The following is a 9,809-nucleotide window of genomic DNA, read 5'->3' as shown; positions in this document are numbered from 1 at the left end:
GGGGTCCGCGGCGCCCGGGTCCCCGGTCAGTAGGAGGCGGTACGGGTGTTGGCCTGGCCTGCCGCCGAGTCGATGTAGGCCTGGGCGAACGACGTCAGACCCTTGTCGTAGACCATCGGGGTGTAGCACTGCTTCTGCCCCTTGGAGATCTCGCACGAGTACTGGCGGCCGTCGTTGTTGCGCACGACGTAGGCGTGCGCGCACTCGTAGCCCGCCGCGGCGTTGCCGCAGGCCGACTGGGTGTAGTTCAGCGTGAGCCGGGCCCACGCGGTGTGGCACTTGAGGCTGTAGCGCAGCTCGATCGTGCCGAAGGTCGCGTTGCTGTTCTTCACGGTCGCGGACTCCACCGTCGTGGCGTCGCCGGAACAGCCGGCGGCCGACGGGTCCGAGCCGTCGTGGGTGTAGGCCTGCGCGCCGCCCATCGTGGCGATCAGCGACAGCCCGAGTGCCCCCGCCACCACGCCCGCCCGCGCCAGATTCCTCATACCGAAACTCACTGGATCCCTCTCCTGGCATGCCGAGAACTCCACGGATGGTCAGCCGCGGAGTGGCCTTGAAGGCCGTCGAGGATCTGATCATGGGCACTTCACACGGTCAACTCAGTTTCGGTAAAGGCGACTTGATGCGGTACGTGATGATCCCCATAGCGCCGTGGCGTGAAAACGGCGTGACGCGGGAGGGGCGTTCGTTCATGATCGAATAGACAACCGCCCCCCACGGACAGGTATGTGACAGTGCTTCAGCGCAGCACGCGTGCGCCGGCCACGCCCGACTCGGGCCGCCCGCGGGCACGTCGGCGACCGGGGCCCGGCCTCCGGCGGAGCGGCGGCGCGGCGAGGCGTTTCCGGTCACCATGATCGCTTTTCCGACAACACTTAATCGGATACTTGTTCGAATCCCAGGGCCGTGTCAGTGTCCTCTGCGGATCACGGAGATCCACATCGGCACCGACGACCGTCCCAGGGGGGCATCTTGAAGCTCAGGAGCAAGGCAGCCAGAGTCGCCACGTCCATCGCGCTGACGCTGGCGGGAATCGCCGGCTACTCGCTCGTGACGGCGCCCGCCGCGGCCGCCGCCACCTACGGCTGCAACGGTTCGCAGATCGACAGCTGGAACAACACCTACAACGGCACGACCTACGCCACGACGTACCTGTTCTGGGACGGCACCTACAACTGTGTGGCCGCCGTGAAGCGCGGTTCGTACTACGGCGTGAAGTCGCGCATCGCCGTGGACGCCTGGACGGACAAGGACGGCTACGTCAGCCCCGGGGACGACGGCAGCTACCTCTACTACGCGAGCTTCAAGTTCTACGGGAAGGGCCGCTGCATCGCGGTCGAGACCGACGTCTGGAACCTGAACGGCAACAACATCATCCAGGACCACGTACCGCCGGGCGGCTACTTCCACTGCGGCTGACCCCGCGACGCACCCGCGCGGGCACCGGGCCTCCCCGGGCCGCGTGCGGGTGCGCCCCGACAGAAGCGCGCCCGGCCCCGCACCTCGATTCCGATGGGAACCCAACCATGTTCAGCACCAAGCGACTCGGCTCGCTCGCGGCCATCCTCGGCCTGACCGTCGCCGGCACGGTCGTGGCCACCGGCACCGCCTCGGCCGCCTCCTACAACGGCGGCTGCGGGTCCGGCTACAGCGTGATCGGCTCCAAGGACGTCGGCGACGGCAACACCTTCATCACGTACAACAGCTCCAACGGCTACAACTGCGTCGTCACCGTCAGCGACACCCCGGGCTCCTCGATGTACCTGGACGCGCGGCTCCGCATCCACCGGACCGACACCGTGTGGAAGGCCTCCGAGGTGGACTCGGGCAACTTCAAGTACTACGCGGGCCCCGTCTACCTGAAGGCCGTGGACACCTGCATCGACTACGGCGGCACCGCGAACAACGCGAGCTACATCCAGGTCAACTACAACGTCCACTGCGGCTGAGCCCACTGACGCCGAAGGCCCCTGCCCGATCCGGGAGGGGCCTTCGCGCCGTGTGCCGGGAGACCGTCAGGCCTCGGCCGTAACGGCCGGCCGCCGCGAGGCGACGACCTTCCTGGCAAGCGACTTCGGGCTGGTCAGGAAGCCGAAGCCCCACGACATGTGCATCGTCGCGAGAGCCACCGGGATCCGCAGCCGCGCCTTCACCGGAAGCCCCTTGCCGGCGGGCAGCGAACCGAGCGCGATCGCCGCGAGGTAGCCACCGGGGACCACGAAGCCCCAGGGGGTCAGCGCGGCACCGACCACGACGCCCGCCGCGATCGCGCACACCGCCGCCGGCGGAGCGAGGTAGCGCAGGTTGATGGAACCGGCGTGGTACCGGGCGACGACGTGGCGCCAACGCCCGTAGTCCTTGTACTGCTTGGCGAGGGCCTTCACCGTGGGCCGCGGCCGGTACGAGACGCGCAGTTCCGGCGAGAACCAGATGAGGCCGCCCGCCTCCCTGATCCGGAAGTTCAGCTCCCAGTCCTGGGCGCGGATGAACTCCTCGTTGTAGCCGCCCTGTTGCTCCAGGGCCGCACGGCGGAAGACACCGAGGTACACGGTCTCAGCCGGGGCCGCCTCGCCGCCCGTGTGGAAGGCCGCGTTGCCCACCCCGATCTTCGAGGTCATGGCCGCGGCGACCGCGTGCTCCCAGTCGTTCTCGCCCTCGGCGTGCATGACGCCGCCGACGTTCTGCGCGCCGGTCTCCTCCAGGAGGCGGACGGCCGTCGCGATGTAGTTCGGCGAGAGCATGCCGTGCCCGTCGACGCGGACGACGACCGGGTGCCGGGACGCCTTGATCGCGGCGTTCAGCGCGGCGGGGGTGCGGCCGGTCGGGTTCGGGACCGTGTGCACACGGGAGTCCTCGCGCACGAGTTCGGCCGCGATCTCGTCCGTACGGTCCGTCGAGGGACCGATGGCGATCACGACCTCCATCTCGCCCGCGTACTCCTGGGCGAGGATCGCTTGCACCGCTCCGCGCAGGTGCCGTTCCTCGTTGAGGACCGGCATGATCACGGAGACGGCGGGGAGCTGCACGTCGTTGGCGTTCATCGCCGGTTACGTTACCGCGAACGGGGGACACGGACGCGCGCCGCCCCGTCCGCGGCCCGGGCCGGAGATCGTATGGGCCTACCGTTCCCATGGCCCCCCACATCCGGCCGACGCGGAGGTGTCCGCCTTGCCCACGCCGACCCGTCCCCCAGCGCCCCCGCCGCGGCAGCGGCCCGCACGTCCCTCCGGACGGCGCAACCGGCCGCGCTGGGCCGTCCGGGTGGCGGCCACCCTCTCGGTGACGGTGCTCGCGGCGGCCGGCATCGGGCACGCGATGGTGACCGGCCTGGACGCCGACATCAACAGGATCGACCCCTTCAAGGACATGAAGAACCGGCCCGAGCGGGGCCACGGCATGAACGTGCTCCTGGTCGGCACCGACGGCCGGGACCGGATCACGCCCGCGGAGAAGAAGAGGTACCGGCTCGGCGGCGCCCCCTGCCACTGCACGGACACGGTCATGATCGTGCACCTCTCCGAGGACCGGCGGCGGGCCAGCGTCGTGAGCCTGCCGCGCGACTCGTACGCCGAGACGCCCGAGCACACCGACCGGACGACCGGCAGGCGGCACCGCCCGCACCCGGTCAAGCTGAACGCCGCGTACGCGGAGGGCGGGCCGCAACTGACCGTGCGGACCGTGGAGAAGATGACCGACGTGAAGATCGACCACTACCTGGAGGTCGACTTCACCAGCTTCATGAAGACCGTGGACGTGCTCGGCGGGGTACGGATCTGCACCGTCCGGCCCCTGAAGGACACGTACACCGGACTCGACCTCGCGGCCGGCACGCACGACCTGGACGGCGGGCAGGCGCTCCAGTACGTCCGCTCGCGGCACATCGACGGGGCCTCGGACCTCGGCCGGATGCAGCGCCAGCAGCGGTTCATGGCGGCGCTCATCGCGCGGGCCACGTCGTCCGGGGTACTGCTCAACCCGATCAGGTTCCGTGACATGACGCAGTCCGTGCTCGGATCGGTCCGCGCGGACAAGGGGTTCGGCACGGACGAGCTGCTCGACCTGGGGCGGGCCATGCGGGCCTTCTCGCCGTCCTCCTCGGAGTTCACCACGGTCCCGATCGGGCGGATGGGGTACGCCGTGAAGGGCATCGGTTCGACCCTGAAGTGGGACGAGCGCAGGGCCGGCCGGCTCTTCGACACCCTGCGCGAGGACAGGCCCCTGGCAGCGCACCGGGTCCGGGCGAAGGCCGTACGCGTCGACGTGCCCCCACAGCAGATCAGGGTCCAGGTCGAGAACGGCACGGCCACCGCGGGACTCGGGCGCCGCGTCGACAGCGGGCTGGCGGCCACCGGGTTCCGCACGACGAGGGCCCCGGTCAACGCGGCCGACCGCACGGTCCGGCGCACGGTCGTGCGGTACGACCCGCGCTGGGACCGCTCGGCCAAGTCCCTCGCGGCGGCGCTGCCCGGCAGCGAACTGCGCGCGGAGAAGGGCCGGGGGCCGCTCATGAAGGTGACCGCCGGCGCGGACTTCCGGAGCGTGCGGAAGGTTCGGGCCGAGAATCCGGCCCCGGGCGAGTTCGGGGCGGTCACCGGCGACCAGGTGGTCTGCCCCTAGCGGTCGGCGGGGAGGTCGGCGGCGACCGGCCCGCGATGCCCGGCTCCCCCGGCGGTTCCGCGGCCCGGGCGGCTCGGCGGCCCGGGCGGTCCCGTGGCCCGGGCGGGTCCGCGTCCCCGGCGGCTCCCCGTCGCGGGCGGCTCCCCGTCGCGGGCCGCCTCAACCCGGCGGTTCCGACAGGGTCCCGATTCCGGGGCCGGGGTCCCGGAGCTGAGGCACGGGGCCGGGGTCCCGATCCCGGGGTCCTGTCCCGATCCCGGGGCCCCTGTCCCAGAACTGGCCTCCCGGGGCCGGGGTCCCGATGCTTCGGGTCCCGGAGCCGGTTTTCGGCATCCGGGGCGCGGCTACAGGTCGAGGCCCTCCGCGGCCCTCTTCGCCCGCAGTTCCATGATCGCGCGGCGCCGTGCGAGCCGGTGCGTGCGGCGGATCTGGGCCTCCTGGTAGCGGCGCTCGTCCCGCTCCGACTCCGGGAGCACCGGCGGCACCCGCCGGGGCTTGCCGTCGGCGTCCACGGCCGCGAAGACGAGGTAGGCCGAACCCACCTGCTGCGGCGGCGTCGACTCGTTCCACCGCTCGGCGAGCACCCGCACCCCGACCTCCATCGACGTGCGCCCGGTCCAGTTCACCTGGGCCTTCACATGGACGAGGTCGCCCACGCGGACGGGCTCCAGGAACGCCATCTCGTCCATGGAGGCGGTCACCGCGGGACCGCCCGAGTGCCGGCCCGCCACGGCGCCCGCCGCGTCGTCGACGAGTTTCATGATCACTCCACCGTGCACCGTGCCCAGAAGGTTGGTGTCGTTGTGGGTCATGATGTGGCTGAGGGTGGTCCGGGATGCCGAGGTCGGCTTGCCCGGAATATCGGAATCCGGGTCGTGGGCCTGGTCTGTCATGCGTCCCACCCTATGTCGGTGCCGTACGGCGAATGCTTTGCATCAGCTCTGCAACAGCCGTGGTGCGATTTTCCACAGACCCTGTCTGCCGCACAGCCGGGCACTGCACACTGGGGCGCATGAACGATTGGCCCGAGGGATGGTCCGGAAACAACGGCGGCGACCGCCACGGCCGCGGCGGCGCGAGCGCCCAGCCCGAGGGCCCCCGCGTGATGCGCCAGGTGCAGCGCGGCCGGGCACCCGGCCCCTCCGCGCCCCCGCACGGCGTCCCGCAGCAGCCGACGTACACCGACGGCCACGGCGAGGGCGGCTACGACAGCGGCTACAACACGGGCCAGGTGTACGGGGCCCCCGGCGGCGGCGGTCCGCAGGACCCGCCCGGTTCCTACGGCCGGGACCCGCGCCCGGCGCCGGACTGGCGCCGGCGGATCAAGTGGACCGCGATCACGCTGGTGACCGTTCTCGTCGTGGTCTCCGTGGGCACGTACTTCTGGGCGGACTCGAAGCTCAAGCGCGAGGTCGACCTGTCCAAGGTGATCGACCGGCCCGACGCGGGCGAGGGCACGAACTACCTGATCGTCGGCTCCGACAGCCGCGCGGGCATGTCCGCCGAGGAGAAGAAGAAGCTCCACACGGGCTCCGCCGCCGGCAAGCGCACGGACTCGATGATGATCCTGCACGTCGGCGACAACGGGAACACGATGATCTCGCTGCCGCGCGACTCCAACGTGACGATCCCCACGTTCAAGGGCTCGGAGTCCGGCAAGACCTACCAGGGCACCGGCCGCCAGGTGAAGTTGAACGCGGCGTACGCGGAGGACGGGCCCGAGCTGCTCGTCCGGACCGTCGAGGCGAACACCGGGCTGCGCATCGACCACTACGCGGAGATCGGCTTCGGCGGCTTCGCGAAGATCGTCGACGCGGTGGGCGGTGTCGAGATGGACATCCCCAAGGCCTTCAAGGACGACAAGTCGGGCGCCGACTTCCAGGCGGGCAAGCAGACGCTGAACGGCGAGCAGGCGCTGGCCTTCGTCCGTACCCGGTACGCCTTCGCCAACAGCGACCTGGACCGTACGAAGAACCAGCAGAAGTTCCTCTCGGCCCTGGCCTCGCAGACGGCGACCCCGGGCACGGTCCTCAACCCGTTCAAGCTCTACCCGACCATGGGCGCGGGCCTGGACACCCTCACCGTCGACACGGACATGTCCCTGTTCGACCTGGGCTCGATGTTCTGGGCGATGAAGGGCATCACCGGCGGCGACGGCAAGTCGATGAACATGCCGATCTCGGGCAACTCCGCGAACGGCAACCTCCAGTGGGACACCGCCAAGGTCAAGACCCTGGTGAACCAGCTGAAGAACGACGAGAAGGTGACGGTCTCGGGCAACTGACCCCGCGACCCCACCCGGGCCCACCACGGGCCCGGGCCCTCCCGGCGGGGCCCGGACGAGGACAGCGCAAAGCCCCCGGCTGCGAGCCGGGGGCTTTCGTCGTGTCACACCCCGAAGCGGTCGTCCCGCCCCGGAAGGGGCGCCGGGCGGCCCGCGCGCGGGATGCCGGGCTACGGCAGGTTCCGCGCCATCACGATCCGCTGGACCTGGTTCGTGCCCTCGTAGATCTGCGTGATCTTCGCGTCGCGCATCATGCGCTCGACCGGGTAGTCGCGGGTGTAGCCGTAGCCGCCGAGGAGCTGGACGGCGTCCGTGGTGACCTCCATGGCGACGTCCGAGGCGAAGCACTTGGCGGCCGCGCCCTGGAAGGTGAGGTCCTTGTCGCCCCGCTCCGACTTGGCGGCCGCCGCGTACGTCAGCTGGCGGGCGGCCTCGATCTTCATCGCCATGTCGGCGAGCATGAACTGGATGCCCTGGAAGTCGGCGATCGGCTTGCCGAACTGCTTGCGCTCCTGGACATAGCCCTTGGCGTAGTCGAGGGCGCCCTGCGCGATGCCCAGCGCCTGCGCGGCGATCGTGACGCGGGTGTGGTCCAGCGTCTTCATCGCCGTGGCGAAGCCGGTGCCCTCCTCGCCGATCATGCGGTCGGCCGGGATGCGCACGTTGTCGAGGTAGACCTCGCGCGTCGGGCTGCCCTTGATGCCGAGCTTCTTCTCCGGGGCGCCGAAGGACACGCCCTCGTCCGACTTCTCGACGACGAACGCGCTGATGCCCTTGGAGCGCTTCGTCGGGTCGGTGACCGCCATGACCGTGTAGTACTCGGAGACGCCCGCGTTGGTGATCCAGCGCTTCACGCCGTTCAGGACGTAGGAGTCCCCGTCGCGGACGGCCCTCGTCTTCATGCCGGCCGCGTCCGAGCCCGCGTCCGGCTCGGAGAGGCAGTACGAGAACATGCCGTCGCCCTTGGCCAGCGGCGTCATGTACTTCTTCTTCAGCTCCTCGGAGCCCGAGAGGATGACCGGCAGCGAGCCGAGCTTGTTCACCGCGGGGATCAGGGACGAGGACGCGCAGACGCGTGCCACCTCCTCGATCACGATGACCGTCGCGAGCGCGTCGGCACCGGTGCCGCCGTACGACTCGGGGACGTGCACCGCGTGCAGGTCCGCGGCGACCAGGGCGTCCAGGGCCTCCTGGGGGAAACGGGCTTCCTCGTCCACGGCGGCGGCGTACGGCAAGATCTTCGCCTCGGCCAGCGAGCGGATCGCGTCCCGGAGCATGTCGTGCTCCTCGGACGGGCGGTACAGGTCGAAATCAGCCGATCCGGCCAAGGTCTCTCACGCTCCAAAGACACTGTGCTGCTGACGCTAATTACCGTTAAGTAACCCAAATTTTAGGGGTCTGCCCCCGTGAGTGATACGTGAGCTTGGCGACAGGGGGAATTCTGCCCGGTGAAACGCTCGAACAAGCCCGGACTATGCTCGGTCAGCGCACTGCCGCCGCACCCCTACAGGCATCCACTGGAGCATCCATGGCCCTCAAGATCACCGTGATCGGCACCGGCTATCTCGGCGCCACGCACGCCGCGGCCATGGCCGAACTCGGCTTCGAGGTGCTGGGCCTGGACGTGGTCCCCGAGAAGATCGAGATGCTCCAGCGGGGCGAGGTCCCGATGTACGAGCCCGGCCTCGAGGAGCTGCTGCGCAAGCACGTGGCCGGCATCGAGGGGTCCAGCGGGCGGCTGCGGTTCACCATGGACTTCGCGGAGGCGGCGGCCTTCGGGGACGTCCACTTCGTCTGCGTGAACACCCCGCAGAAGCACGGCGAGTACGCGTGCGACATGTCCTACGTGGACTCCGCCTTCGCCTCGCTCGCCCCGCACCTGACGGCTCCGGCGCTGGTGGTCGGCAAGTCCACCGTGCCCGTCGGCTCGGCCGACCGGCTGGCCCGCACGCTCACGGAACTCGCTCCCGCGGGCGAGGAGGTCGAGCTGGCCTGGAACCCCGAGTTCCTGCGCGAGGGCTTCGCCGTCCAGGACACCCTGCACCCGGACCGCATCGTCGTCGGCGTGCGCAGCGAGCGCGCCGAGAAGCTGCTGCGCGAGGTCTACGCGACGCCGGTGTCCGACGGCTCGCCGTTCGTGGTGACGGACTTCCCGACCGCCGAACTGGTGAAGACCGCCGCGAACTCCTTCCTGGCGACCAAGATCTCCTTCATCAACGCCATGGCCGAGGTCTGCGAGGCCGCGGGCGGCGACGTCGTGAAGCTCGCCGAGGCGATCGGGTACGACGACCGGATCGGGAAGAAGTTCCTGCGCGCGGGCATCGGCTTCGGCGGCGGCTGCCTGCCCAAGGACATCCGCGCGTTCATGGCGCGGGCGGGGGAGCTGGGCGCCGACCAGGCGCTCACGTTCCTGCGCGAGATCGACTCCATCAACATGCGGCGGCGCGGCCAGATGGTGGAGATGACGCGTGAGGCGCTGGGCGGGGGCTCGTTCCTCGGGAAGCGGATCGCGGTGCTCGGCGCGACGTTCAAGCCCGACTCGGACGACGTCCGCGACTCCCCCGCGCTGAATGTGGCCGGGCAGATCCACCTCCAGGGCGGACAGGTCACGGTCTACGACCCCAAGGGCATGCACAACGCGCGCCGGCTCTTCCCGACCCTGGGGTACGCGGAGACCGCGGTCGAGGCCGTACGCGGCGCCCATGCCGTGCTGCACCTGACCGAGTGGCGCGAGTTCCGGGAGCTGGACCCGGCCTCCCTCGGCGAGGTCGCGACCGACCGGATCGTGCTGGACGGCCGCAACGCGCTCGACCCCGCCGTGTGGCGCGCGGCCGGCTGGACGTACCGCGCGATGGGCCGCCCGGCCGCCTGACCGGCACAGCCGCCCGACCGGCCCCCTTCCGACACC

9 protein-coding genes are annotated in these 9,809 nt (G+C 70.4%); 5 read left to right on the top strand and 4 right to left on the bottom strand.

What is annotated here, in order from left to right:
* Positions 1-26: 26 nt before the first annotated feature.
* The gene (locus IE265_RS23135; RefSeq protein WP_190037555.1) at positions 27-485 is read right to left on the bottom strand and encodes a DUF2690 domain-containing protein; all 459 of its coding nucleotides are present in this window, start codon (positions 483-485) and stop codon (positions 27-29) included.
* 487 nt (positions 486-972) lie between these two features.
* On the opposite strand from IE265_RS23135, the gene IE265_RS23130 reads away from it, so the two are divergent.
* Positions 973-1,419: a hypothetical protein gene (locus IE265_RS23130; RefSeq protein WP_190037554.1), complete on the top strand. Its 447-nt coding sequence runs from the start codon at positions 973-975 to the stop codon at positions 1,417-1,419.
* Between the two features lie 107 nt (positions 1,420-1,526).
* Positions 1,527-1,949: a spore-associated protein A gene (locus tag IE265_RS23125; protein ID WP_190037553.1), complete on the top strand. Its 423-nt coding sequence runs from the start codon at positions 1,527-1,529 to the stop codon at positions 1,947-1,949.
* Between the two features lie 66 nt (positions 1,950-2,015).
* Here IE265_RS23125 and IE265_RS23120 read toward each other — a convergent pair whose 3' ends face one another.
* Positions 2,016-3,041 (bottom strand): glycosyltransferase family 2 protein, encoded by a 1,026-nt coding sequence (locus IE265_RS23120; protein ID WP_190037552.1) that lies wholly within the window; start codon positions 3,039-3,041, stop codon positions 2,016-2,018.
* A gap of 127 nt (positions 3,042-3,168) precedes the next feature.
* Here IE265_RS23120 and IE265_RS23115 point away from each other — a divergent pair, with 127 nt between their 5' ends.
* Entirely contained in the window at positions 3,169-4,617 is a 1,449-nt protein-coding gene (locus IE265_RS23115) for an LCP family protein (RefSeq protein ID WP_435843720.1), read from the top strand.
* 344 nt (positions 4,618-4,961) lie between these two features.
* Here IE265_RS23115 and IE265_RS23110 read toward each other — a convergent pair whose 3' ends face one another.
* A complete protein-coding gene (locus tag IE265_RS23110) occupies positions 4,962-5,510 on the bottom strand; it encodes an acyl-CoA thioesterase (RefSeq protein ID WP_190037550.1) in 549 nt (182 codons plus the stop codon).
* A gap of 119 nt (positions 5,511-5,629) precedes the next feature.
* Here IE265_RS23110 and IE265_RS23105 point away from each other — a divergent pair, with 119 nt between their 5' ends.
* A complete protein-coding gene (locus IE265_RS23105) occupies positions 5,630-6,901 on the top strand; it encodes an LCP family protein (RefSeq protein WP_190037549.1) in 1,272 nt (423 codons plus the stop codon).
* Positions 6,902-7,071: 170 nt separating this feature from the next.
* On the opposite strand, the gene IE265_RS23100 is transcribed toward IE265_RS23105, so the two are convergent.
* On the bottom strand, positions 7,072-8,229 hold the full coding sequence (locus IE265_RS23100; RefSeq protein WP_190037548.1) for an acyl-CoA dehydrogenase family protein: 1,158 nt from the start codon (positions 8,227-8,229) through the stop codon (positions 7,072-7,074).
* 200 nt (positions 8,230-8,429) lie between these two features.
* On the opposite strand from IE265_RS23100, the gene IE265_RS23095 reads away from it, so the two are divergent.
* Positions 8,430-9,773, top strand: a complete 1,344-nt coding sequence (locus IE265_RS23095; protein ID WP_190037547.1) for a UDP-glucose dehydrogenase family protein — start codon at positions 8,430-8,432, stop codon at positions 9,771-9,773.
* Positions 9,774-9,809: the final 36 nt, after the last annotated feature.

Origin of the sequence: Streptomyces fructofermentans (genome assembly GCF_014651055.1) — a bacterium.
GTDB classification, from domain to species: Bacteria; Actinomycetota; Actinomycetes; order Streptomycetales; family Streptomycetaceae; genus Streptomyces; species Streptomyces fructofermentans.
The sequence above is the reverse complement of the archived record's forward strand: the minus strand, read 5'-3'. Positions and strand labels throughout refer to the sequence as shown.